The 22808-nt window shown below is 71.6% G+C and carries 26 protein-coding genes; 18 read left to right on the forward strand and 8 right to left on the reverse strand.

Annotation, left to right across the window (positions count from 1 at the left end; all coding sequences use genetic code 11):
* Window positions 1–59: 59 nt before the first annotated feature.
* The 6 genes from alaS to AC3EU2_RS15005 are packed head-to-tail and all read left to right on the forward strand — an operon-like array spanning window position 60 to window position 7451.
* A complete protein-coding gene (gene alaS / locus AC3EU2_RS14980; protein WP_488177081.1) occupies window positions 60–2753 on the forward strand; it encodes an alanine--tRNA ligase in 2694 nt (897 codons plus the stop codon).
* 53 nt (window positions 2754–2806) lie between these two features.
* Window positions 2807–3265, forward strand: a complete 459-nt coding sequence (gene ruvX, locus AC3EU2_RS14985; protein ID WP_488177082.1) for a Holliday junction resolvase RuvX — start codon at window positions 2807–2809, stop codon at window positions 3263–3265.
* Entirely contained in the window at window positions 3262–4425 is a 1164-nt protein-coding gene (gene mltG, locus AC3EU2_RS14990; protein WP_488177083.1) for an endolytic transglycosylase MltG, read from the forward strand. The genes ruvX and mltG overlap by 4 nt, the downstream gene beginning before the upstream one ends.
* Window positions 4419–5264, forward strand: coding sequence for a shikimate dehydrogenase (locus AC3EU2_RS14995; RefSeq protein WP_488177084.1), 846 nt, complete (start codon window positions 4419–4421; stop codon window positions 5262–5264). Before mltG ends, AC3EU2_RS14995 begins: the two co-directional genes overlap by 7 nt.
* Window positions 5264–5962, forward strand: coding sequence for a prepilin peptidase (locus AC3EU2_RS15000; RefSeq protein ID WP_488177085.1), 699 nt, complete (start codon window positions 5264–5266; stop codon window positions 5960–5962). The genes AC3EU2_RS14995 and AC3EU2_RS15000 overlap by 1 nt, the downstream gene beginning before the upstream one ends.
* 16 nt (window positions 5963–5978) lie before the next feature.
* Complete coding sequence (locus AC3EU2_RS15005; RefSeq protein ID WP_488177086.1) at window positions 5979–7451, forward strand: cryptochrome/photolyase family protein; 1473 nt, start codon at window positions 5979–5981, stop codon at window positions 7449–7451.
* A 53-nt stretch (window positions 7452–7504) separates the two neighbouring features.
* On the opposite strand, the gene AC3EU2_RS15010 is transcribed toward AC3EU2_RS15005, so the two are convergent.
* Together AC3EU2_RS15010 and AC3EU2_RS15015 are read right to left on the reverse strand one after the other, a co-directional pair.
* A complete protein-coding gene (locus AC3EU2_RS15010) occupies window positions 7505–7819 on the reverse strand; it encodes a DUF1905 domain-containing protein (protein WP_488177087.1) in 315 nt (104 codons plus the stop codon).
* A 38-nt stretch (window positions 7820–7857) separates the two neighbouring features.
* The gene (locus AC3EU2_RS15015; RefSeq protein WP_488177088.1) at window positions 7858–8619 is read right to left on the reverse strand and encodes an ArsR/SmtB family transcription factor; all 762 of its coding nucleotides are present in this window, start codon (window positions 8617–8619) and stop codon (window positions 7858–7860) included.
* Window positions 8620–8738: 119 nt separating this feature from the next.
* Between AC3EU2_RS15015 and aroC the strand changes: the two genes are divergently transcribed.
* From aroC to AC3EU2_RS15035, 4 genes are read left to right on the forward strand one after another with little or no spacing between them, the layout of a single operon-like run.
* Window positions 8739–9962: a chorismate synthase gene (aroC, locus tag AC3EU2_RS15020; protein ID WP_488177089.1), complete on the forward strand. Its 1224-nt coding sequence runs from the start codon at window positions 8739–8741 to the stop codon at window positions 9960–9962.
* Complete coding sequence (locus AC3EU2_RS15025; RefSeq protein WP_488177090.1) at window positions 9956–10477, forward strand: shikimate kinase; 522 nt, start codon at window positions 9956–9958, stop codon at window positions 10475–10477. Before aroC ends, AC3EU2_RS15025 begins: the two co-directional genes overlap by 7 nt.
* Window positions 10474–11538, forward strand: coding sequence for a 3-dehydroquinate synthase (gene aroB / locus AC3EU2_RS15030; RefSeq protein ID WP_488177091.1), 1065 nt, complete (start codon window positions 10474–10476; stop codon window positions 11536–11538). Before AC3EU2_RS15025 ends, aroB begins: the two co-directional genes overlap by 4 nt.
* Before the next feature lie 43 nt (window positions 11539–11581).
* A complete protein-coding gene (locus AC3EU2_RS15035; protein ID WP_488177092.1) occupies window positions 11582–12001 on the forward strand; it encodes a nuclear transport factor 2 family protein in 420 nt (139 codons plus the stop codon).
* A 13-nt stretch (window positions 12002–12014) separates the two neighbouring features.
* On the opposite strand, the gene AC3EU2_RS15040 is transcribed toward AC3EU2_RS15035, so the two are convergent.
* Together AC3EU2_RS15040 and AC3EU2_RS15045 are read right to left on the reverse strand one after the other, a co-directional pair.
* On the reverse strand, window positions 12015–12470 hold the full coding sequence (locus tag AC3EU2_RS15040; RefSeq protein ID WP_488177093.1) for an SRPBCC family protein: 456 nt from the start codon (window positions 12468–12470) through the stop codon (window positions 12015–12017).
* Window positions 12467–12913: an ATP-binding protein gene (locus tag AC3EU2_RS15045; RefSeq protein WP_488177094.1), complete on the reverse strand. Its 447-nt coding sequence runs from the start codon at window positions 12911–12913 to the stop codon at window positions 12467–12469. The genes AC3EU2_RS15040 and AC3EU2_RS15045 overlap by 4 nt, the downstream gene beginning before the upstream one ends.
* 90 nt (window positions 12914–13003) lie before the next feature.
* Here AC3EU2_RS15045 and AC3EU2_RS15050 point away from each other — a divergent pair, with 90 nt between their 5' ends.
* A complete protein-coding gene (locus AC3EU2_RS15050) occupies window positions 13004–13564 on the forward strand; it encodes a sugar O-acetyltransferase (protein WP_488177095.1) in 561 nt (186 codons plus the stop codon).
* 55 nt (window positions 13565–13619) lie between these two features.
* Here the strand turns inward: AC3EU2_RS15050 and AC3EU2_RS15055 are convergent, their stop codons facing one another.
* A complete protein-coding gene (locus tag AC3EU2_RS15055; RefSeq protein ID WP_488177097.1) occupies window positions 13620–14375 on the reverse strand; it encodes a YqjF family protein in 756 nt (251 codons plus the stop codon).
* A gap of 59 nt (window positions 14376–14434) precedes the next feature.
* Window positions 14435–15013: a hypothetical protein gene (locus AC3EU2_RS15060; RefSeq protein WP_488177098.1), complete on the reverse strand. Its 579-nt coding sequence runs from the start codon at window positions 15011–15013 to the stop codon at window positions 14435–14437.
* 58 nt (window positions 15014–15071) lie between these two features.
* Between AC3EU2_RS15060 and AC3EU2_RS15065 the strand changes: the two genes are divergently transcribed.
* Entirely contained in the window at window positions 15072–15605 is a 534-nt protein-coding gene (locus AC3EU2_RS15065; protein ID WP_488177099.1) for a GNAT family N-acetyltransferase, read from the forward strand.
* Window positions 15606–16151: 546 nt separating this feature from the next.
* Here AC3EU2_RS15065 and AC3EU2_RS15070 read toward each other — a convergent pair.
* Entirely contained in the window at window positions 16152–17732 is a 1581-nt protein-coding gene (locus AC3EU2_RS15070; RefSeq protein ID WP_488177100.1) for an FMN-binding glutamate synthase family protein, read from the reverse strand.
* Between the two features lie 109 nt (window positions 17733–17841).
* On the opposite strand from AC3EU2_RS15070, the gene AC3EU2_RS15075 reads away from it, so the two are divergent.
* The 5 genes from AC3EU2_RS15075 to AC3EU2_RS15095 all read left to right on the forward strand — a co-directional run bounded on the left by AC3EU2_RS15075 (window position 17842) and on the right by AC3EU2_RS15095 (window position 20957).
* Window positions 17842–18687, forward strand: a complete 846-nt coding sequence (locus AC3EU2_RS15075; protein ID WP_488177101.1) for an intradiol ring-cleavage dioxygenase — start codon at window positions 17842–17844, stop codon at window positions 18685–18687.
* Between the two features lie 26 nt (window positions 18688–18713).
* Complete coding sequence (locus tag AC3EU2_RS15080) at window positions 18714–19322, forward strand: NYN domain-containing protein (RefSeq protein WP_488177102.1); 609 nt, start codon at window positions 18714–18716, stop codon at window positions 19320–19322.
* A 151-nt stretch (window positions 19323–19473) separates the two neighbouring features.
* Entirely contained in the window at window positions 19474–20034 is a 561-nt protein-coding gene (gene efp / locus AC3EU2_RS15085) for an elongation factor P (RefSeq protein ID WP_488177103.1), read from the forward strand.
* A gap of 3 nt (window positions 20035–20037) precedes the next feature.
* A complete protein-coding gene (gene nusB, locus AC3EU2_RS15090) occupies window positions 20038–20448 on the forward strand; it encodes a transcription antitermination factor NusB (RefSeq protein ID WP_488177104.1) in 411 nt (136 codons plus the stop codon).
* The gene (locus tag AC3EU2_RS15095) at window positions 20448–20957 is read left to right on the forward strand and encodes a GNAT family N-acetyltransferase (RefSeq protein WP_488177105.1); all 510 of its coding nucleotides are present in this window, start codon (window positions 20448–20450) and stop codon (window positions 20955–20957) included. The genes nusB and AC3EU2_RS15095 overlap by 1 nt, the downstream gene beginning before the upstream one ends.
* Window positions 20958–20969: 12 nt before the next feature.
* On the opposite strand, the gene AC3EU2_RS15100 is transcribed toward AC3EU2_RS15095, so the two are convergent.
* Window positions 20970–21104: a hypothetical protein gene (locus AC3EU2_RS15100; RefSeq protein ID WP_488177106.1), complete on the reverse strand. Its 135-nt coding sequence runs from the start codon at window positions 21102–21104 to the stop codon at window positions 20970–20972.
* 261 nt (window positions 21105–21365) lie between these two features.
* On the opposite strand from AC3EU2_RS15100, the gene AC3EU2_RS15105 reads away from it, so the two are divergent.
* A complete protein-coding gene (locus AC3EU2_RS15105; RefSeq protein WP_488177107.1) occupies window positions 21366–22808 on the forward strand; it encodes an APC family permease in 1443 nt (480 codons plus the stop codon).

Consider the following 22808-nt stretch of genomic DNA (forward strand, 5'->3'; position numbering starts at 1 on the left):
GCCCCCACCCGGGCCCGACGCACTCGACCCGATGCCTTTTCAACCTCAGGACTGACGACATGGAAACCGCTGAGATCCGGCGCCGCTGGCTCGCCTTCTTCGAGGAGAACGGCCACACGGTGGTGCCCTCCGCGCCCCTCATCCACGACGACCCCAACCTGCTGTTCGTCAACGCGGGCATGGTGCCGTTCAAGCCGTACTTCTCCGGCCAGGAGACCCCGCAGTGGGAGCGCGCCACGAGCGTGCAGAAGTGTGTCCGCACCGGTGACATCGAGGAGGTCGGCAAGACCTCGCGCCACGGCACGTTCTTCCAGATGAACGGCAACTTCTCCTTCGGCGACTACTTCAAGAAGGACGCCATCAAGTTCGCCTGGGCGCTGCTCACCCGCTCGCAGGACGACGGCGGCTACGGCCTCGACCCCGACCGCCTCTGGGCGACCGTCTACGAGGACGACGACGAGGCCGAGCGCCTCTGGGCCGAGTACACGAGCATCCCGCTCGAGCGCATCGTGCGCCGCGGCAAGCTCGACAACTACTGGCACATGGGCGTTCCCGGTCCCGGCGGCCCCTGCAGCGAGATCTTCTACGACCGCGGCGCCGAGTACGGCCGCGAGGGCGGCCCGGCCGTCGACGAGGACCGCTATATGGAGATCTGGAACCTCGTCTTCATGCAGGAGGAGCTGTCGGAGGTGCGCGCCAAGGACGACTTCGTCATCTCCGGCCCGTTGCCGGCGAAGAGCATCGACACCGGCATGGGTCTGGAGCGCATCGCCTCGGTCCTCCAGGGCGTCGACAACCTCTACGAGATCGACGAGGTCTACCCCGTCCTCGCCCGGGCGGCCGAGATGACCGGCAAGTCCTACGGCGCGCACTCCGGCCACTCCGCCGAGGAGTCCCACCCGGACGACGTCCGGCTCCGCGTCGTCGCCGACCACGTCCGGTCCTCGCTCATGCTCATCGGTGACGGGGTCACGCCCGGCAACGAGGGTCGCGGCTACGTCCTGCGTCGCATGCTGCGCCGCGCGGTGCGCTCGATGCGGCTCCTCGGCTACGACGACCCGGCGCTGCCGCACCTGCTGCCGATCTCGATGGAGCGGATGAAGCAGTCCTACCCCGAGCTCGAGACCGGCTTCGACCGGATCAGCACGATCGCGTATGCCGAGGAGGAGGCCTTCCGACGCACGCTCGCCTCTGGCACGACCATCCTCGACACCGCCGTGTCGAGGACCAAGGAGTCCGGTGGCACGACCCTGGCTGGCGACCAGGCGTTCCAGCTCCACGACACCTACGGCTTCCCGATCGACCTCACCCTCGAGATGGCGGAGGAGCAGGGCCTCTCCGTCGACCGCGAGGGCTTCACCCGGCTCATGCAGGAGCAGCGCAACCGGGCCAAGGCCGACGCCAAGTCGAAGAAGTCCGGTCACGCCAACACCGAGGTGTGGAAGGCGATGCGCGCCGCCGGCGAGACCGACTTCCGCGCGTGGCAGGAGCTGACGAGCGAGGCGAAGGTCATCGGCCTCGTCATCGACGGCCAGCGCGTCGAGGAGATCGAGCCGGGCCAGCGCGGCCAGGTCGTCCTCGACCGCACCCCGTTCTACGCCGAGTCCGGTGGCCAGATCGCCGACGAGGGCATCATCACCGCCGACGGCGTGCACCTCAAGGTCGTCGACGTCCAGCGTCCGGTCAAGGGCCTCATCGCGCACACCGTCGAGGTCGTCCACGGTCCCCTGCGCTCCGGCGCGCCGGTCCTCGCCGAGGTCGACCCCGAGTGGCGGCTGTCGGCGTGCCAGGCGCACTCCGGCACGCACGTCGTGCACGCGGCGCTCCGGCAGGTGCTCGGCCCGTCGGCGCTGCAGTCCGGCTCCTACAACAAGCCCGGCTACCTCCGTCTCGACTTCGCGTGGGGACAGGCGCTGTCGCCCGAGACCCGCAGCGAGATCGAGGAGGTCGCCAACCTCGCCGTGCGCCGGGACCTCCCGGTGTCGGCACAGTGGATGTCGCTCGAGCAGGCCCGCGAGGCAGGGGCGCTCGCGCTCTTCGGTGAGACCTACGGCGAGGACGTGCGCGTCGTCGAGATCGGCGGCCCCTGGTCGCGCGAGCTCTGCGGTGGCACCCACGTCGGGCACTCCAGCCAGGTCGGCGCGATCACGATGACCGGCGAGTTCTCCGTCGGCTCCGGCGTCCGCCGCCTCGAGGCGTTCGTCGGCATGGACGCCCTGCGCCACCTCGCGCGGGAGCGGGCGATCGTCGCCGAGCTGTCCGGCATCGTCGGTGCCCAGCCCGGTGAGCTCACCGACCGCGTCGCGGCCATGGTCACCCGGCTCAAGGACGCCGAGCGCGAGCTCGAGAAGACCCGCAAGCAGGCCGTGCTCGCCGCGGCCGGCTCGCTCACCGACTCGGCCAAGGACGTCGGCGGGGTGCGCTTCGTCGGCCACGACGCCGGCGGCGACGCCGGCGCGGACGACGTGCGCGCCATGGTGCTCGACGCCCGCCACCGCCTCGGCGAGGCCACTCCCTCCGTCGTCGCCGTCACGGGTGGCGCCAAGGGCCGGCCCGTGGTCGTCATCGCGACCAACCAGGCGGCGCGCGACAAGGGGATCAGGGCCGGGGAGCTCGTCCGCATCGCCGCCCAGACCCTCGGTGGTGGCGGCGGCGGCAAGGACGACATCGCCCAGGGCGGCGGCCAGGACCTCGCCCGGACCGCCGAGGCGATCAACGCCGTCGAGTGGCGCGTGGGAGAGCTGGCCGGTTGAGCGTCCGCCCCGGGGTTCGGGTGGGGGTCGATGTCGGCACGGTGCGTGTCGGCGTGGCCGTCAGTGACCCCTCGGGCATGCTCGCGACGCCGCACGCGACGCTCGCCCGTCGCTGGCCGGACGACGAACCGGCCACCGACGACATCAGCGAGATCGTCGCCCTCATCGGTGAGCGGGACGCCGTCGAGGTCGTCCTCGGCCTGCCGCGTTCACTCGACGGCAGCGAGGGTCCCGCCGCACGGGCCGCACGCACGTATGCTGCGGAACTGGCTCGCCGGATAGCACCCGTGGGCGTGCGTCTGGTCGACGAACGCCTCACGAGTGTGGACGCTCACAGGACACTGCGCGAGAGTGGAGTGTCCGGACGCCGGCAGCGGGCCGTGGTCGACCAGGCGGCAGCGGTGCTGATCCTCCAGGCGGCGTTGGACGAGGAACGCAGTGCGGGTCGCCCACCGGGCGAGCCGGTGATCCACAAACGGCGCAGGCCGAAGACGAAGGACGGGCCACGGTGAGCCACGAACACCTCGACACGACTCTCTTCGGGGAGCCGGCGCCGCACGAGCCGCGCCGTGGCCGTCGGCAGCGCCACAAGCGCACCAAGGGCCGGAACCTGTTGGTGCTCCTCGTCGCGGTCGTGCTCGTCGGGGGCGCTGCCGCCACGGCGTTCGTCCTTCTCAAGCCAGTCGTCTCCTCGGTCTTCGGCAGCGGCGACACCGAGGCCGAGGACTTCCCGGGCCCCGGCGAGGGCGAGGTGCCCGTCACCGTGAAACAAGGCGACACGGGTGAGTCGATCGCCACCGCCCTCAAGACCGCCGGCGTCGTCAAGACGCGGACGGCCTACCTCGACGCCTCCGCAGCGGACCCGCAGGGCAGCGCACAGATCCAGCCCGGCACGTACACGCTGAGGAAGGGCATGAAGGCGATCGACGCGTTCACCGCGCTGACCGACCCCGCCAACCGCAGCGTCGCGCGCCAGACCATCCCCGAGGGCCTGTGGGCCAGCGAGATCATCGCGCGCCTCAGCGAGGCGACCGGAGTGCCCGCCGCGGACTACCAGGCCGCGCTCAAGGACCCCGCAGCCCTCGGCCTGCCCGCGGAGGCCGGCGGCCGCGCAGAGGGCTACCTCTTCCCGTCGAGCTACGAGTTCGACAAGAACACCCCGGCAGCGGCCCAGCTCAAGCAGATGGTGGCGCTGACCCTCGCCGAGCTCAAGAAGGCCGGCGTCCAGCCCAAGGACTACACCCGGATCCTCACCGTCGCCTCGATCATCGAGGGCGAGGTCAACGGTGACGCCGACCGCGCCAAGGTCGCCCGGGTCATCGAGAACCGGCTCGCCGACCCCAACGGCCCGACCGTGGGGCTGCTCCAGATGGACTCGACCGTCCACTACATCGAGCAGAAGCGCGGCCGCGCCGGGACCTCCGACGCCGCGCGTGCGTCGAAGAGCCCGTACAACACCTACCGGGTCAAGGGGCTCCCTCCCGGGCCCATCAACAACCCGGGCGCCGCCTCCATCGAGGCCGCGGCCAAGCCCGCCGACGGGCCGTGGTTCTTCTTCGTCGCCGTCAACCCCGACACGGGTGAGACGAAGTTCGCCGCGACCCAGGCCGAGCACGACCGCAACGTCCAGGAGTTCAACACCTGGTGCTCGCAGAACAAGGACAAGTGCTGAGGGCGGCCGTCCTCGGGTCGCCGGTCGCGCACTCGCTCTCACCTCTCCTGCACACGACGGCGTATGCCGCGCTCGGACTCACCGACTGGACCTACACGCGTCGTGAGGTCGGTGCGGGCGAGCTGGCCGGGGTCGTGGCCGGGCTCGACGAGTCGTGGCGGGGACTCAGCCTGACGATGCCGCTCAAGGAGGCCGCGCTCGACGTCGCCGCGACCGTGTCCGACGTCGCCCGCGACGCGGGCGCGGTCAACACCCTCGTGCGCCGGGAGGACGGCGGGTGGGACGGGCACAACACCGACGTCGCCGGCCTCGCCGGAGCGCTCGCCCGAGCGTCCGACGGAGCCGGTCACGGCGACCGTGCCACCCTGCTGGGCTCGGGCGCCACGAGCCGATCTGCCGCCCTGGCGCTCGTCGACCTGGGGGTGCGCGAGGTCCGCGTCGCGGCACGCAACACCGAGGCCGCGGCCGCCGTCGTCGCCCTGCTCGAGTCGCACGGTGTCCCGGCCGGTCACGTCCCGCTGGAGCACTGGGTGCGCGAGCCGGGACACCTCGTCGTCTCGACCCTCCCGCCGTCGGCCAGCACCGCCGCCGGTGCGCTGCTCGACCGCGACGGCACCGACCGCAACGGCACCGACCTCGGCGGCGTGACCCTGCTCGACGTCGTCTACGCCGGGTGGCCGACGCCGTTGGCGCGGGCCGCGCGGGCCCACGGCGCCGACGTCGTCTCCGGGATGGAGATGCTCGTGCGCCAGGCGGCGCTCCAGGTCGAGCTCTTCACCGGCCGCCCGGCCCCGCTCGAGGCGATGGTCGAGGCCGCGCGCCGCGAGGCGGGTGCCTGATGGACTCACGGCTCGTGACGTCGTTGCTGCTCGTCGCCCTCGTGGTCGGCGCCGTCGTCGTCGGCCGACTCACGGCCCGTGAGCTGTCCACCGGCGGCTACCGCATCCCCGAGGACGAGGCGTCCCACGCGACGCCGCCGTCGTGGTGGGTCGCCCCCCTGCTCGCCGCCCTCGTCCTCGTCGCCGCGTTCTCGGTCGGTGACACGGCGGCGTATGCCGCGCTGCCGGCATACCTGCTCTTCGGTTGGCTCACGGTGTGCCTGGTCTGGATCGACATCGACGTGCACCGGCTCCCGGTCGGGCTCACCCGGCCGGCGCTGCCGGCGTTCGCGCTGCTCCTGCTGCCCCCGACGATCGCGACGGGGGACTGGGGCCGGCTGCTGACCGCCGTCGTCTGCGGCGCGGTGCTCATGGCCGGCTACCTCGTCGTCGCGTTCCTGCCCGGCGGGGGGTTCGGTGGCGGCGACATCCAGCTCGCGCCGACCATCGGGCTGCTGCTCGGCTGGTTCTCCGTCGGGCACGTCGTCGTGGGGACCATGGCCGCGTTCTTCCTCGGGGGCGTCGGGGCCGCGGTGCTGCTCGTCACCGGGCGAGCCGGACGCAAGACCGCGATGGCCTTCGGCCCGTTCATGTGCGCCGGCCTGTTCGTCGCGCTCGCGTTCACCGAGCCGTTCTACGACGGGTTCCTCGGCCGCTGACGGCTAGCGTGCCCTCATGACGACGCGCTGGCTGTTCGGTGACCAGCTCGGGCCGCACTTCCTCGACGACCACGACGGGCCGGTCGTCATGGTCGAGTCACGGGCGGTTTTCACCCGGACCCGTTTCCACCGCGCCAAGGCGCACCTCGTGCTGTCCGCGATGCGGCACCGCGCCGCCGAGCTGGAGGGTCGCGCGACCTACCACCGCGCGGACACGTACGCGGAGGTCATCGGGACGCTCGAGGACGTCGAGGTCGTGCACCCCACTTCGTATGCCGCGCTCGGCCTGGTGCGCCGCCTCGGCGTCGACGTGCTCGACCCGCGCGGGTTCGCGACCAGTCGTGTGGACTTCACCCGGTGGGCGCAGGGTCGGGGTGGGCGGCGGCTGCTCATGGAGGACTTCTACCGCGACGCGCGCCGCCGGCACGGCGTGCTCATGGACGGGACCGAGCCGGCGGGCGGGAGGTGGAACTTCGACCACGACAACCGGGAGCCCCCACCGAAGGGTGCGAGCTCGCTCGGCGTCGCCGAACCGTGGTGGCCGAGCGAGGACGACGTCGACGCGCAGGTCCGCGAGGACCTCGACCGCTGGGAGCAGGACGGTGACGTGGGCTTCATCGGCCGGGACGGTCCGCGACGGTTCGCCGCCACCCGGGCCGAGGCGCTGGAGGCGTTGGAGCACTTCGTCGAGCACCGGCTGGCGGACTTCGGTGCACACGAGGACGCGATCCTCGAGGGGGACCCGTGGATGGCGCACAGCCTCCTCAGCGTGCCCCTCAACCTCGGGCTGCTCGACCCGCTCGAGGTCGTCGCGCGGGCCGAGGCGGCCCACCTCGCCGGGGACGCGCCCGTGGCCGCCGTCGAGGGCTTCGTCCGCCAGGTCATCGGCTGGCGGGACTACGTCTGGCACCTGTACTGGCACCAGGGCGAGGGCTACCGGCGCCGCAACGCGCTGCGGGCGACCGAGCGGATGCCGCAGTGGTTCGCCGAGCTGGACTCCGCTGTCACCGACGCCCGGTGCCTGTCGCACACCCTCGACCAGGTCGCGACCCACGGGTGGGTGCACCACATCCCCCGGCTCATGGTGCTCGGCTCGTACGCCCTGCAACGGGGGTGGGCGCCCACGCAGGTGACCGACTGGTTCCACCGCGCGTTCGTCGACGGCTACGACTGGGTCATGGTCCCCAACGTCGTCGGCATGTCACAGCACGCGGACGGCGGAGTGATGGCGACGAAGCCCTACACCTCGGGCGGGGCCTACATCAACACGATGAGTGACCACTGCGGCTCGTGCCGGTTCAACCCGCGGGTGCGGGTCGGTGAGAACGCCTGTCCGTTCACCGCGGGCTACTGGTGGTTCCTCGACCGCAACCGGGAGGCGCTGGCGGGCAACCCGCGGATGGCGCGCGCCGTGCAAGGGCTCGACCGGCTCACGGACCTCGGTCCCCTCGTCGAGCAGGAGCGGGAGCGGGGCAACCGCGCGCCCTGAACGGGGTCGCGTGCGACGCGGCCCGTGGGGCGCGTGGGCCCGTGCGCGTCGGTTCAGGCGGGAGCGGCGGCCGACGGTGCGGACGTCACCCGCCCGTCGAGGCGTTCGGTGAGGTGGACCGTCACCTCGTCACCGGTCCCCTTGTGGATCAGGGCGCGGGTCGCTCTCGTCACGGCGAGCTTGTGCCTCCCGTCCCCGAGGGCCATGAAGGCACCGCGGAAGCGGTGGCCGTCCACGGTCCCCGCGACCTTGACGAGGCCGCGGGTGCCGAAGAAGTCGGCGCTCCAGTCCGTGACGAGGTAGGTCCAGCCGCCGTCGGCCTCGCTCGTGACGAGCGTGCCGCTGAAGGTCCTGTCGAGTGCGGTCATCATCCGCGCCTTCCGTGGTGGAGGTCGTCGGTCCCGGCTCAGCCGTACATCAGGGAGCCGGGGGTGGTGAGCTCGGTGCCGGTCTCGAGCCACGTCTTGAGGCCGGAGAGCACCATCGGCCAGCCGCCGTGGAGGGCCTCGCTGACGCCTTCGGGCAGCTGGTCGTGCACGAGGGTGAGGCGGCACGAGTCGCCCACCGGCTCGATCTCCCACGTCACCCGTGACGTGCCCGCGGACTCCGCGTCGTCGTCCCAGTGGGCGTGGAAGCTCTGGACGAGCCGGTGCGGCGGGTCCACGACGAGGTTCTCGCCGTCGACGAGCGCGCCCTCGACCCCGGCGTGGGTGAGGGCGTAGGGCGAGCCCGGGGTCCAGTCCGACGTGAGCGAGCTGCCGAAGTGGAACCGACGGCGGACCTCCGGGTCGGTGATGGCGTGCCACAGCCGCTCGGGCGTGGTCCGGATGTAGATCTCGAAGACCTTCGTCGTCGTCATGTGCTCGTCCTCCAGCTCGGTGCGCAGCCCGACGAGGCCGGCGGCCCAGGGCTCGGTGTACTTGCTGACCCAACGGTCGTGGACCTGCCGGATGCCGACCGGGTTGAGGAAGTGCAGCTTCTCCCGACCGCTGCGACGGGACACGACCAGACCGGCCTCCTCGAGGAGGCCGAGGTGCTTGGCGACGCCGATGCGGGTCATGTCGAAGCCGCCCGCGAGGGCGACCAGCGACTGGCCGTCGGCGACGAAGAGCGCGTCGAGCAGCGCCCGTCGGGTCGGGTCGGCCAGCGCCCGGAAGATGAGGTCCACAGGACCACGATAGGAAACCATGCGGTTTCCTGTCAAGGGGCGGGCCGGGACGGCGTGGGCGACGATCAGGCTCCGACCGCGGCCGACTCTGCGCGCGGGCCCCGTGGGAGGATCACGGCATGCTTCGATGGCTGACCGCAGGCGAGTCACACGGCCCCGCGCTCCTCGCGACGATCGACGGACTCCCGGCCGGGGTCGAGGTGACCCGTGACGACCTCGCCGGGGCGCTCGCCAGACGCCGGCTCGGCTACGGGCGGGGGGCGCGGATGGCCTTCGAGCAGGACGAGGTCGAGTTCCTCGGGGGCGTCCGGCACGGGGTGACGATGGGCTCGCCGGTGGCGATCCGCATCGGCAACACCGAGTGGCCCAAGTGGCAGACCGTCATGTCGGCCGACCCCGTCTCCGACGACGCGTACGCCGCGTCGAACGACGTCAACGCCGAGAAGGAGGTGGCCCGCAACCGGGCGCTCACCCGCCCGCGCCCCGGGCACGCCGACCTCGTCGGCATGCAGAAGTACGCCTTCGACGACGCCCGCCCGGTGCTCGAACGGGCCTCGGCGCGGGAGACCGCGGCCCGGGTCGCCCTCGGCGAGGTCGCCGCCCGCTTCCTTGAGCAGGCCTACGGCATCCGCCTCGTCTCGCACACCGTCTCCATGGGGCCGGCCGGGGTGGCCGACGACGCCGCGCTGCCCACGCCCGACCAGGTCGACGAGATCGACGCCAACCCGGTCCGCACGCTCGACGGCCCCGGGTCGGAGGCGATGGTCGCCGAGGTCGACGCGGCCAAGAAGGCCGGCGACACCCTGGGCGGGGTCGTCGAGGTCCTCGCCTACGGGCTGCCCCCGGGGCTGGGGTCGCACGTGCACTGGGACCGGCGGCTCGACTCCCGGCTCGCCGGCGCCCTCATGGGGATCCAGGCGATCAAGGGGGTGGAGGTCGGCGACGGGTTCCGCACCGCAGCCCGCCGGGGCTCGGCCGCCCACGACGAGATGGAGCGCGACGAGTCCGGCACGATCCGTCGGCGCACGGGTCGCGCCGGCGGCACCGAGGGCGGGATGTCCACCGGTGACGTGCTCCGCGTCCGGGCCGCGATGAAGCCGATCTCGACGGTGCCCCGCGCCCTCGACACCATCGACACGACGGGGGAGGGCGAGGCGAAGGCGATCCACCAGCGCTCCGACGTGTCGGCCGTCCCCGCCGCCGGCGTCGTCGCCGAGGCCATGGTCGCCCTCGTCCTCGCGGAGGCCTGCCTCGAGAAGTTCGGCGGCGACTCGGTCGGCGAGACGCGACGCAACCACGCGGCATACCTCGCCGCCATCCCCGAGACGATGCGCTCGTGGTGAGCGCGAGCCGTCCGGTCGTCGTCCTCGTCGGCCCGCCCGGCGCGGGGAAGTCCACGATCGGGCAGGCGCTCGCGGACGCCCTCGGGGTGGCCTTCCACGACACCGACACCGCCATCGAGACCGAGCAGGGCTGCTCGATCTCCGACATCTTCGTCCTCGACGGTGAGCCGGCCTTCCGCGCGCTGGAGCGGGCCGAGGTCGCCCGCGCCGTCGCGTCCGAGTCGGGCGTCGTCGCGCTCGGTGGCGGCGCCCCGATGGACGCCGACACCCGTGAGGTCCTCGCCGGCCACGTCGTCGTCTTCCTCGACGTCGGGATCGCCGACGCTGCCAAGCGGGTGGGCTTCGACGGCAGCCGACCGCTGCTCGCCATCAACCCGCGCGCGACGTGGACCAAGATGATGAACGAGCGGCGGCCGACGTACGAGGGCGTGGCGACCGTGCGGGTCGACACTGCCGGACGGGTCGTCGCCGACGTCGTCGCCGAGATCGTCGAGCACCTCGGAGCGGCCCGGTGAGCGTGATCCCCGTCGGCGACGCCTACGACGTCGTCATCGAGGGGGGCTGCTCGCGGCGGGTCGCCGACGTCATCGGCGAGGACGTGCGGCGCGCCCTCGTCGTCCACCCACACTCGATGCGCGCCCTGGGCGAGCAGGTCACCACCGCGCTGCGCGCGAACGGCGTGGAGGCGTATGCCGCACCCGTGCCGGACGCCGAGGACGCCAAGACCGCTGCGGTCGCCGCCGAACTGTGGGCGGTGCTCGGCCAGCACGGCTTCACCCGGACCGACGTCGTCGTCGGCGTCGGGGGAGGGACCGTCACCGACCTCGCCGGCTTCGTCGCCGCCACGTGGCTGCGCGGTGTCCCGGTGGTGCACGTGCCGACGACGCTGCTCGGCATGGTCGACGCCGCCGTCGGTGGCAAGACGGGGATCAACACGGCCGAGGGCAAGAACCTCGTGGGGTCCTTCCACCCGCCCCGGGCCGTCCTCTGCGACCCCGACGTCCTCGCGACGCTGCCGAGGGTGGACCACGTCGCCGGCCTGGCCGAGGTCGTCAAGGCGGGCTTCATCGTCGACCCGGTGATCCTCGACCTCGTGGCCGCCGACCCCGAGGCGGCGACCCGGCCCGACGGCCCGCACACGCTCGAGCTCATCGAGCGCGCCATCCGGGTCAAGGCCGACGTCGTGAGCGTCGACCTCAAGGAGTCCTCGCTGCGCGAGATCCTCAACTACGGGCACACCTTCGGCCACGCCATCGAGCACGTCGAGCACTACCGCCGGCGCCACGGCGAGGCCGTCGCGATCGGCATGGTCTTCGCCGCCGAGCTGGCTTGTGCCGCAGGGGTGTTGGCTCGAGCCGTCGTCGACCGCCACCGTGAGGTGCTCACCTCGGTGGGGTTGCCGACGTCCTACGGTCCGGGCCGCTGGGACGAGCTCGAGGCGGCGATGCGCCGCGACAAGAAGACGCGGGGAGCGCTGCTCCGTTTCGTCGTCCTCGAGGACGTGGCCCGGCCGACCCGGCTGGAGGGTCCGACCACGGAACAGCTGCACGCGGCATACGCCGCCCTGTCGCACTGATCCGCGTCAGGGGCCACCATGGGTCCGAGGAGGAGGACCGACGATGGCAGTGCTGACGCGGCTTCGGGATGCGATGAACCGTCACGACGTCGAGGCCTTCGTGGAGTGCTTCCACGAGGACTACCGAAGTGAACAACCCGTGCATCCGGGTCGCGGCTTCGGTGGTCGTGACCAGGTCCGGACGAACTGGTCGGCCATCTTTGCCGGCGTGCCCGACTTCGCGGCCGACCTCGTGCGTCACTGCCAGGACGAGGGCGAGGAATGGTCGGAGTGGCGGTGGACCGGCACGCGTCGGGACGGGGCCAACTTCGACATGGCCGGCGTCATCGTCGTCGGTGTCCGGGATGGCCGGATCACCTGGGGCCGTCTCTACGTCGAGCCCGTGGAGGCTCCGGAGGAGACCATCGACGAGGCAGTCCAGCGGATGACCGGTGGAGCCCCCGAACCGGGCCCGACCCGCTGACTTCCCTGCTGCGTCAAGGCGCCTGCGTCCCGCCGGTTGACGCGAGGGCGAACCGATCCAGGTCCTTGCGCCACATCCGGGCGATGACCCGGTTCATCGTGTGGTGCAGCAGGGTGATGACCAGTCTGTCCCGGAGGCGCACGGGATGCGTGCTCCACTCGACGTGCAGCCGGCTTCCGCCCTCTCCACGCGGTTCAATCTGCATGAATCCCTCTCCGGGGTCTCCGTGGTTGGTCTCCAGCTCCGTCCACCGGACCACTCGGGGGTCGGACCAGTCGTAGCGGACGACGACCCAGTACGGCGAGTGCGTCGATCCCTCCCGGGCCACCGCCCAGGTGTCACCCACCTCCGTGGCCTCGTAGATCTTGGGGTCGAGCGTGCTCCAGGTCGTGAGCCGGCGATCCGTGAAGTCCGTCATGGCCTCGAGCACCTGCTCGGGTGACGCCCGCGTGACCAGGTCGAACCTCATCCCCGTGGCACGCTTTCGGACGGCCTGACGGAGCCGCCGGGCGTGTTGCCCATCTCGAACCACACCGTCTTCCCGGGTTCCGGATACGCCGCATCCACGCCCCATCGCGCTGCCAGCGCCTCGACGATGAGCAGCCCCCTGCCTCCCTCCGCGTCCTCGGCGGCCAGGTGCGGGTGCGGAAGCGCCGCGCCGACGTCGGTGATCTCGACGCGCAGCACGCCCGGACTCCGCCGCGCCCGCACCATCACTGGTCCTTCACCATGGAGCACGGCGTTGGCCACGACTTCGCTCGCCACGAGTACGGCGTCATCCGCCCAGTCCGGCCGTGAGGTCTCGAGGAAGGTGCAGAGGCGCTGGCGAACCAGCCCAGCAGATTCTGGCTCGGAGGGGAGGAACCACAGCTGAGCGGTCGCCACGCTCGCGTCGGCCGGGGTCGTCACCACGTGGACTCCATACCCAGTGCCGGGCACTTCACGCGCCCGCACGCCGGCCGGTGCCCGTGACCGGGGCTGGGGGCTGGGTACGTTGACCGGATGACCGAGAAGAGCATGCGTGAACGGATGCTGGACGGCGAGCCGTACATCGCCGACGACCCTGAGCTGGCGGAGGAGTCGCAGCGCGCTCAGCGGTTGACCCACCAGCTCAACACAATGGACCCGAATGACGCTCACGCGCGCCGGCGACTGCTGGTGGAGCTGTTCGGAGCATTCGGTGAGGGCAGTGAGATCCGTCCGCCGTTGCAGTGCGACTACGGCTACCAGACGACGATCGGGGCCCGCTCCTTCGTCAACTGGGGTGCGATCCTTCTTGACGTCGCCACGGTGACCATCGGCGACGACGTGCAGATCGGCCCGAACGTGCAGCTGCTCACGGCCACCCACCCCCTCGACCCACAACCCCGTCGGGACAAGTGGGAGGCCGCGGAGCCCATCGTCATCGGCGACAACGTCTGGCTCGGCGGAGGCGTCATCGTCTGCCCCGGCGTGACCATCGGGGCCGACACGGTCGTCGGAGCGGGGTCCGTCGTGACCCGGGACCTCCCGGCCGGAGTGGTGGCCGTCGGCTCGCCTGCAAGGGTCGTCCGCGCACTCTGACGACGGCTCGGCCAGCCCCGGCGAAGCCGGGGCTGCTCCGCGGAGGCAGGAGCGGTCAGGCGCGCCGGGGACGGCTCGCGTCCCCGGGGAAGCCGAAGTCGGTCCGCACCCCGGGGCTGAACGCCACGTGGTCGGGAGGACGTCCGGCGAGGTTCGCCAGCCCCACGGATGCCATCAGCTCGTCGTGCAGGGAGAGCACCTCCGCGCCGTGCACCGGCCAGGGCTCGTGGTGGTTGGGGACGTACAAGGTTCGGCCCCACGCGCGCACGTGCAGCCCCCAGCGAGCGCTGAGGAAGTCGTCCAGCTCGGTGCTCTCACGCCGTGCACCCGCGCGGACGACCACGTGGCTCTCGGGTGACCTGCCGGGACGGTGCAGTCGTGCGGCGTACGTGTGCACGTCACCGCTCACTCCGTGGCGCATCCGTGCCCAGCGGTAGGGCAACCCGAAAGCCGCCCTGGCGCCGGCCACCACCGCCGCGCGGTCGGCGTCGAGGCTGAGGAACACGATGCCGCGGCGGCCGGTGTCGTCGACCGAGTAGAGCCGCACGTTCGTCTCGAGGAACGACCCGAGCCACGGGACCCCGCGGCCTCGGCCGATCCCTGCGCCGACCATCCGGAATGGGATCAGCCCGACGTACGTGACACCACCGAGGGTGTCCGGGCGAACGCCGGGCGGCATCCGGTGAGCGACGGAGGCAGGGTCGACCGCCCAGTGCAGGAACGTCAGGTCCCGCCAGCTCTGGTTCATCATCACCGGACCCGACAGGTGTGGTGCGGTCGGGGAGACGGGCTCGACGCCTGTGAAGCTCACGCTTCACCCTAGGCCGAGCGCCCGAACCGTCCAGTCCGCGCCCGACGCGTCGGCCATCGTCAAGCGGTAGACGTACCGACCTTGAAGGTCGCTGTGCGGGGGGCCGAAGTCCGCGTTCGTGGCGACGACGATCGGGGGCGGGTGGCCACACCCTCGACGTGGATCGGGAACGTCGAGTTGGGGATGATCGGGCCCGAGGCGAAGTCCGGTGACGACCCGACGACGCCGGGGTCGGGAACGACCAAGCACACGAGGAAGACGCCCGTGCCCTCGGAGCACTCCGAGGTGGTGAACTGGTGACCCCGACGGAAGTCCAGGGCCCGGATGCCGTCCCTCATCTCGGTGTCGTAGGGGGGCGTGTGCGCGGCCCCGGGCCCGATGGCCAGCAACCGGGGCCGTGGCACATGGTCGGGAGGCGGCAACAGCCGGCCGAGCGTCTCGGAGGCTTCGGCGTAGCCCGACGCTGCGGTGCCGACGGGAGCCGAGGAGAGGTGACAGTCGACCGGCCCCCACGACGGGCTGCCGATCGGCGTGAGCTGGATCCCCCCGGCGCGGGCGCGCGCCGCCGGGAGAGGTCCGAGGAACACCGGAAGCACGAGGGCGACGAGGGTCGCTGCGCGCCTCGACCAACGGGTCACGGCGTCGGACCCGTCCCGGTCCCGGCCGTCAAGGGACGGGCCCTCGTAGAGTTGCCGTGTGACGCCGGAGCTCCGCACCCCTCGTCTCCTGCTGCGTCCCGTCGTGGCGGACGATCTCGACGTGCTGCTCGCGATCCGCAACGCGCCCGGCGTCGTGGCGACGACGAACACGGGCGACTCGCTGCCGCGAGAGCGCATGGCCGGGCAGCTCGGCCGGCGAGTGGAGAGCTGGCGCGAGCACGCGATCGGTTCGTGGCTGGTGCTGCTCGAGGATGAGCCCGTCGCCTACGTCGAGGTCGCGCCCATCGGGGAGGGCAGCGGCGTCGACCCGGAGGCGATCGAGCTCGGCGTCGTCGTGCATCCCGACCACTGGGGCCGGGGCGTCGCGCTCGAGGCCGGGCTGGCTGCCGCCCGTGACCTCTTCGAGCGCGTCGGGCTCGACCGCGTCTACGCCGGCGTCGATCCGGGGAACGACAAGTCGCTGCGGGCGCTGGCGAAGGCTCCCGGGGTGCGCAAGGTCGACGACGAGCTCTACGAGCTCAGGGCCGACGCGTTCGGCGCCGGCGACGGAGCGGACACCACGCCGGCGTGAGGTGGGCTCGCCGCCTCCCCCTCAGGGTGAGGTGTGCCCGAGCAGTCAGGGTCCGACTCGCCTCCTCGTCCGCACCCCGCACTGGTTCCGCAGGCCCGGCATGGGGACGATGGCGCCGTCCGGGTCCACGATGTCGTCGTGGCGCCGTGGAAGGCCCAGATCGGTACCGGGCCAAGCCCGCAGCCGGCGGCTCCCCGGGCGGGACGACCATCGGCAGCCATGGGGACGGCTGCGGCCACCTGCGCGTCACCGTTCTTCTCGAGGTACTCCCACGCGCCGAAGCCACCGCAGCTGAGGCCGGTGAGGCAGTCCGAGGGCGAGCGCCCCGACCAGGGTCCCCAGCTTGCGCGTGGCTCTCATGTCGTCTCAACTCCGCCGCCGCACCTCGGCGTCGGCCTCCGGCCTGCGCGCACCGCGAGCCCCGGCGGTCTCGGGCCGCGTCGCGGAACTCATGCCCCACCCGGGGGCCGGCCGGGACCAGGACCCGATGACCCCATCTTCGGGCTGGCCCCGACCGCAGTCATGGCGTCCGCACGAGGCAGTGGGTCAGGTGGTGGCGGTGGCGGACTCGGGGGCCTCGACGTCGTGGTCTCGCCGTGGCCACATGATCGAGGTGATCTCGTCGGCGAGCGCCGGGCCCAGCGAACCCCAGCCCGGCTCGTAGCCGTAGATCTCGCGCAGCGCGGTGCCGGTGCGGTTGCCGTCGAGGATCTCGACCGAGTCCGCGTCGATGAGCCCCGGGTGGGCGACGCCGCACGCCTCCGAGACCTTGAGCAGGTCCCGCCGCAGGGTCTGGAGGTAGTTGGCGAGCCGAACCGACTTCAGCGTCGGGTCGAGGCCGCGCACGAGCCAGGGGTTCTGCGTCGCCACGCCGGTCGGGCAGTGGTCGGTGTGGCACTTCTGCGACTGGATGCAGCCGAGCGCGAGCATGGCCTCGCGGGCGACGTTGACCATGTCGGCGCCCAGGGCGAACGCGACGAGGGCGTTGTCGGGCAGCCCGAGCTTGCCGCTGCCGATGAAGGTGACGTCGTCGGTGAGGCCCGCCCTGGCGAACTCGGCGTAGACCCGGGCGAACCCGACGCGGTAGGGGAGGGCCACGGAGTCGGTGAAGACGAGCGGCGCCGCGCCGGTGCCGCCCTCCCCGCCGTCCACCGTGACGAAGTCGACGCCGCGGGTCCTGCCCGACATCTGTCGGGCGAGCTGCTGCCAGAAGTCGAGCTCGCCGACAGCCGACTTGATCCCGACGGGGAGCCCGGTCGCGTCGGCGACCCGCTCGACCCAGTCGAGCATCGAGTCGACGCTGTCGAACTCGGCGTGCCGCGACGGGCTGGCGCAGTCCTGGCCCATCGGTATGCCGCGGATCCGGCTGATCTCCTCGGTGATCTTCGCTGCCGGGAGCAGCCCGCCCAGGCCGGGCTTGGCCCCCTGGCTGAGCTTGACCTCGATCGCTCGCACCGGGGCCGACTGGACGAGGTCGACGAGCCTGGCGAGGTCGAACCGGCCCTGCTCGTCGCGACACCCGAAGTAGGCCGTGCCGATCTGGAAGATGAGGTCGCCACCCTTGCGGTGGTGGTCGGACAGGCCGCCCTCACCGGTGTTGTGCATCGCTCCGGCGAGCGCCACCCCACGGTTGAGCGCTTCGATGGCCGGTCCGGACAGTGCGCCGAAGCTCATCGCGGAGACGTTGACGACCGAGCTCGGGCGGAACGCGTGCGTGCGCCCACGGGGCCCGCCGAGGACCTTGGCGGAGGGCAGGGCCATCTCGTCGTCGTGGTGGCCGTGGGCGACAGCGGTCGAGGGCGCCGACGGCGAGAAGGTCCGGTGCTTGACGATGGGGTAGTTGCCGAGGTGCTCGACGTCGTTGTCGGTCCCGAACCCGACGTAGTTGTTCTCCTTCTTGCTGCTCGCGTAGACCCAAGTGCGCTGGTCGCGCGAGAAGGGGCGTTCCTCGTCGTTGCTCGTGACGATGTACTGCCTCAGCTCGGGCCCGACCCGCTCCAGCGCGTACCTCGCGTGCGCGATCACCGGGAAGTTCCGTTTGAGGGCGTGCTTCTTCTGGGTCAGGTCACGGACCGCGACCCCGGCGAGACCGACGACGGCGACACCGATGAGCGACGTGGCTTTCATGTCCCGCAGTCTGCCCCCGGCGGGCGTGCGGTGCCCGGGTAACGCGCTCACAGAGCGCGCACAGGAACGGCACACCTCGCTGACGGTCTCCCGCGGGAGGGTGGCGCCCATGAGTGAACGACACCTCCCGCGGCAGCCTCACCCGAACCACGACCGTGGCCTCGAGTTCGACGTCGCCACCCTCCTCGACCGCCGCCGTGCGCTCCGGGTCCTCGGCGGCGCGGGACTGCTCGCCCTCGCCGGTTGCGCCGACGCCACGACCGGCGCCACGTCCGGCGCCACGACCGGCGCCACGACCGGCGCCACGACCGGTGGCGGGACGTCCACCGCCACCGAGGTCCCGGACGAGACCGGCGGCCCCTACCCGGGCGACGGCAGCAACGGGGTCAACGTCCTCGACGACGCCGGCATCGTCCGCTCCGACATCAGCAGCTCCTTCGGGACGTCGACCACCACGGCCGAGGGCGTGCCGCTCACCGTCAACCTCACGGTCACCGACAGCGCGAACGGGTATGCCGCGATGGAGGGTGTGGCCGTGTACCTCTGGCACTGCGACCGCGAGGGGCGCTACTCGATGTACTCGGACGGAGTCGAGGACGAGAACTACCTGCGCGGGGTGCAGCCGACCGACAGCAGCGGCACGGCGACGTTCACGAGCATCTTCCCCGCGGCCTACAGCGGTCGCTGGCCGCACATCCACTTCGAGGTCTACCGCTCCACGTCGGAGGCGACGAGCGCCGGCCAGATCGTCAAGACGTCGCAGCTGGCCCTGCCGGAGGCGGTCTGCGCCGCCGTCTACGCCACCGCGGGCTACGAGGACAGCGTCCGCCACATGCAGCGGACCTCGCTCACCTCCGACAACGTCTTCGGCGACGACGGCGGCATCCACCAGCTCGCGACCGTCACCGGTGACGCGTCGTCGGGCTACGTCGCCAACCTGACCATCGGCGTCTGAGGCCGGCAGCCGCCTAGACTCCGGGCATGGCAGCCGCGCAGTCCCCGCCCCCGTCCGCGTCCTCGACCGACGACGGCGGCAGCGACGTCCTGACCTACCTCCTCGTCGACGGCGAGAACATCGACGCCACCCTCGGCACGTCGATCCTCGGCCGGCGCCCACAGCCCGACGAGCGGCCCCGCTGGGACCGCCTCCTCACCTTCGCCAAGGACACCTGGGGCCAGGAGGTGCGGGGGCTGTTCTTCCTCAACGCCAGCTCCGGCATGCCGATGTCCTTCATCCAGGCACTCAAGGCGCTGGGGTTCCAGCCGGTCCCGCTCTCCGGTGACTCCGACGTCAAGGTGGTCGACGTCGCGATCCAGCGCACCCTGCGCGCCATCCGCGACCGCGACGCCGACGTCATGCTCGTCAGCCACGACGGTGACTTCCTCGAGGAGCTCGAGGGGCTGCTCGAGGACGAGCGACGGGTCGGGGTGATGGCGTTCCGCGAGTTCCGCAACAGCGGGTTCACGGCGCTGCAGGCCGAGGGCCTGGAGAGCTTCGACCTCGAGTTCGACGTCAAGGCGTTCACGTCACCGCTGCCGCGGATCCGGGTCATCCCCATCGAGGAGTTCGACCCCGCACAGTTCCTCTGAGCCGCAGGTCCCCGCGTCGGCGATTCGGGGAGGCGTGTCCGCGACCGTTAGACTCGCCCGCGACTCCAGCACCCCAGTCCTCCGGGACGCTCGTGCGCGCCCGGCGCGACGGCATACGGGATCCTCGACCTCCAGCGAAAGCGACACACACGTGGCATCGACCAACGAGCTCAAGAACGGCCTCGTCCTCAACCTCGAGGGCCAGCTGTGGACCGTGGTGGAGTTCCAGCACGTCAAGCCCGGCAAGGGCCCGGCCTTCGTGCGGACCAAGCTCAAGCACGTGCTCTCGGGCAAGGTCGTCGACAAGACGTTCAACGCCGGCACCAAGGTCGAGACGGCCAGCGTCGACAAGCGCAACATGCAGTACCTCTACAACGACGGAACCGACTACGTCTTCATGGACGGCGACACCTTCGACCAGATCACGGTGACGCCGGCGATCGTCGGGGACGCCGCGAAGTTCATGCTCGAGAACCAGGACGCGATCGTCGCCCGGCACGAGGGCAACGTGCTCTTCATCGAGCTGCCGGCGTCGGTCGTCCTCGAGATCCAGTACACCGAGCCGGGCCTGCAGGGCGACCGCTCCACCGGGGGCACCAAGCCCGCCACCCTCGAGACGGGCGCCGAGATCGGCGTCCCGCTCTTCCTCAACACCGGTGACAAGGTCAAGGTGGACACCCGCGACGGGTCCTACCTCGGTCGGGTCAACTGACCTGTGGCGGCACGGAGCAAGGCGCGCAAGCGCGCGATCGACCTCCTCTTCGAGGCCGAGCAGCGTCAGGTCAACGCCCGTGACCTCCTCAAGGAGCGTCTCGCCGCCCCGGTGACGGAGGCGCCGCTCACGGAGTTCACCGCCGACCTCGTCGTCGGCGTCGTCGACAACTGGACGCAGATCAACGACCTGCTCACGACCTACTCGCAGGGCTGGACCCTCGAGCGGATGCCCGCCGTGGACCGCGCCATCCTGCGCCTCGGCGCGTACGAGGTGCTCTTCGCCGACGTGCCGGAGGGTGTCGCGATCAGCGAGGCGGTCGCGCTCGCGACCGAGCTCTCGACCGACGACTCGCCGAAGTTCGTCAACGGGCTGCTCGCGCGCCTGGCCGAGGTCAAGCCCACCCTGGCCTGATGCCCCACGTCCGCACCGCGACGGCCGCCGACCTTCCGAGGTTGGCGGCCGTCGAGGCGTCCGGGGACCGGTTGTTCGACACCGTCTTCGGTGACGTGGACTGGCCGCCGCCTCCGTCGGGCGAGGAACGCGCCGCTGAGCCGGGCTTCCTCCTGGTGGTGGGGGAGCCCGTGGTCGGCTTCGCCCACGTCGTCGACCTCGCGGGCCGCTGGCACCTCGAGCAGCTCGTCGTCGACCCGGCCCACGGCCGCCGCGGGTGGGGCACGGCCCTGCTCGATGCCGTATGCCGTGAGGTCGCCTCTCGCGGCGGCCTCCAGCTCACCCTGCGCACCGACGCCGACGTGCCGTGGAACGCCCCGTTCTACGCGCGCCACGGCTTCGTCGAGCTCGTTCCAGAGCCCTCGTGGATGGCGCCACTGCGCGAGGAGGAGGAGAGGATCGGCCTCATGCGGCACGGCCGCCGGATCGCGATGCAGCGCGACGCAGGGACGGCGTCCCGACGGCGGTGAGCATCGGGATGGTCAGGCGAACTTCCCCAGGATCGCGGCCACGCCGAGCACGACGAGCGTGACCAGGGCTCCACCCCCACCGATCGCCCCGACGACCACGGCGCCCTTGCCTCGGCGGGGAGCGTGCCCCAGAACCCGGTGTGCCACCCGGTCTCCTGGAGCACGGCCTCGACCGGTGGTGGACACCATCGGCGGACACGACGTGACCGGCGGCGATCACCGCTCGTGAGCGGGACGGCATACGACGTCGTGGTCGGTGCGGCACGGTCGTCGCGTCGCCATGTCCCGGCCGGTCTGAGGGCCCACGGGCCAAAAAAGGCCGCCTCTTGCCCGCGCGCAGGCCCCCTTCCTCCCCTAGGTTCGACGGAACGCAGTCCGCCGGAAGGGCGGGCACGAACGGGGGCCCTCGTGATCGACGAGACAGACGCACGACCTGTCGCCCAGGCAGACGACGACGGGCTGAAGCGGTCCATCACCGGACGCCTGCTCTTCTTCTACGTCCTCGGTGACGTGCTCGGATCGGGGATCTACGTCCTCATCGGCCTCGTCGCCGCGGCCGTCGGGGGAGCGTTCTGGATCGCCTTCGCCGTCGGCATCACCATCGCGACGATCACCGGCCTCGCGTACGCCGAGCTGGTCACGAAGTACCCCAAGGCCGCCGGCGCCGCGCTGTACGTCAACAAGGCGTTCGGCAACCGCCCGCTGACCTTCCTCATCACCGTCTGCATGCTCTCGGCGAGCTTCGCCGCGGCCGGGTCGCTCGCGACCGGCTTCTCGAGCTACTTCGCCCAGGTGTGGGACATGCCCCCGGCGCTGCTCGTGACGATCGTCTTCATCCTCATCCTCGCCGTCGTCAACTTCATCGGGATCACCGAGTCGGTCGTCGCCAACATGGTGATGACCTTCGTCGAGATCGCCGGCCTCGTCATCGTCGTCATCATCGGCATCGTCTACGTCGCGCAGGGCAAGGCGGACTTCGGGACGCTGACCCAGTTCGACACCGGCGACCAGAGCCCGGTGTTCGCCGTGATCGCCGGTGTGGCGCTGGCCTTCTTCGCCATGACCGGGTTCGAGAACGCCGCGAACGTCGCCGAGGAGACGGTCGAGCCGTCCCGGACCTTCCCGAGGGCCCTGGTGGGAGGCATGCTCGCCGCCGGCATCATCTACGTCGTCGTCGCCGTCACCGCAGCGCTCGTCGTCCCGGTCGGCACCCTCGCGGAGTCGGACGCCGCTCTGCTCGAGGTCGTCAAGGCCGGGGTGCTCCCGGTGCCCGTCGGCATCATGACCATGCTCTTCGCCGTCATCGCGATGACCGCGATCACCAACACGACCCTCGTCGCGGTCGTCACCCAGTCGCGCATCCTCTACGGGATGTCCCGCGAGGACGTCGTCCCCGGGGCGTTCGGCAGGATCCACGCGACCCGGCGCAGCCCGTGGGTGGCGCTGATCTTCGCCGCCGCCGTCGTCTGTGGGCTGCTGCTCGTCGGGGCCCTGCTCAACCGGGTCGGCGTCGGCGTCGACGTCGTCGAGCGGCTCGCGCTGGTCACGGTGGTCTTCACGCTCTTCATCTACGCCCTCGTCATCATCTCGGCGCTCAAGCTGCGCGGACAGGAGGAGCGCGAGGACGTCTACCACGCCCCGACACCCTTGCTGTGGATCGGCATCGTCGGGAACGTGTTGCTCCTCGCCTACGTCGTCGTCGACGACCCGGGCTCCCTCTGGTGGTGCGCCGGACTGCTCGTTCTCGGCGCCGCCCTGTTCGTCGCCGAGAAGGTCTTCGGTCACCGCGACGCCGACCCGGACCTGACCGACACCGACCTGTCCACGTCAGACACCACGACCGGAGTGTGA

The organism is Knoellia sp. B-D-2, assembly GCF_057714695.1.

Coding starts and splice junctions, on each gene's coding strand:
- alaS (WP_488177081.1), top strand. CDS start 60: ATGGAAACCGCTGAGATCCGGCGCCGCTGGCTCGCCTTCTTCGAGGAG.
- AC3EU2_RS15000 (WP_488177085.1), top strand. CDS start 5,264: ATGGACTCACGGCTCGTGACGTCGTTGCTGCTCGTCGCCCTCGTGGTC.
- AC3EU2_RS15005 (WP_488177086.1), top strand. CDS start 5,979: ATGACGACGCGCTGGCTGTTCGGTGACCAGCTCGGGCCGCACTTCCTC.
- AC3EU2_RS15010 (WP_488177087.1), bottom strand. CDS start 7,819: ATGACCGCACTCGACAGGACCTTCAGCGGCACGCTCGTCACGAGCGAG.
- aroC (WP_488177089.1), top strand. CDS start 8,739: ATGCTTCGATGGCTGACCGCAGGCGAGTCACACGGCCCCGCGCTCCTC.
- AC3EU2_RS15035 (WP_488177092.1), top strand. CDS start 11,582: ATGGCAGTGCTGACGCGGCTTCGGGATGCGATGAACCGTCACGACGTC.
- AC3EU2_RS15040 (WP_488177093.1), bottom strand. CDS start 12,470: ATGAGGTTCGACCTGGTCACGCGGGCGTCACCCGAGCAGGTGCTCGAG.
- AC3EU2_RS15050 (WP_488177095.1), top strand. CDS start 13,004: ATGACCGAGAAGAGCATGCGTGAACGGATGCTGGACGGCGAGCCGTAC.
- AC3EU2_RS15070 (WP_488177100.1), bottom strand. CDS start 17,732: ATGAAAGCCACGTCGCTCATCGGTGTCGCCGTCGTCGGTCTCGCCGGG.
- AC3EU2_RS15075 (WP_488177101.1), top strand. CDS start 17,842: ATGAGTGAACGACACCTCCCGCGGCAGCCTCACCCGAACCACGACCGT.
- AC3EU2_RS15080 (WP_488177102.1), top strand. CDS start 18,714: ATGGCAGCCGCGCAGTCCCCGCCCCCGTCCGCGTCCTCGACCGACGAC.
- AC3EU2_RS15095 (WP_488177105.1), top strand. CDS start 20,448: ATGCCCCACGTCCGCACCGCGACGGCCGCCGACCTTCCGAGGTTGGCG.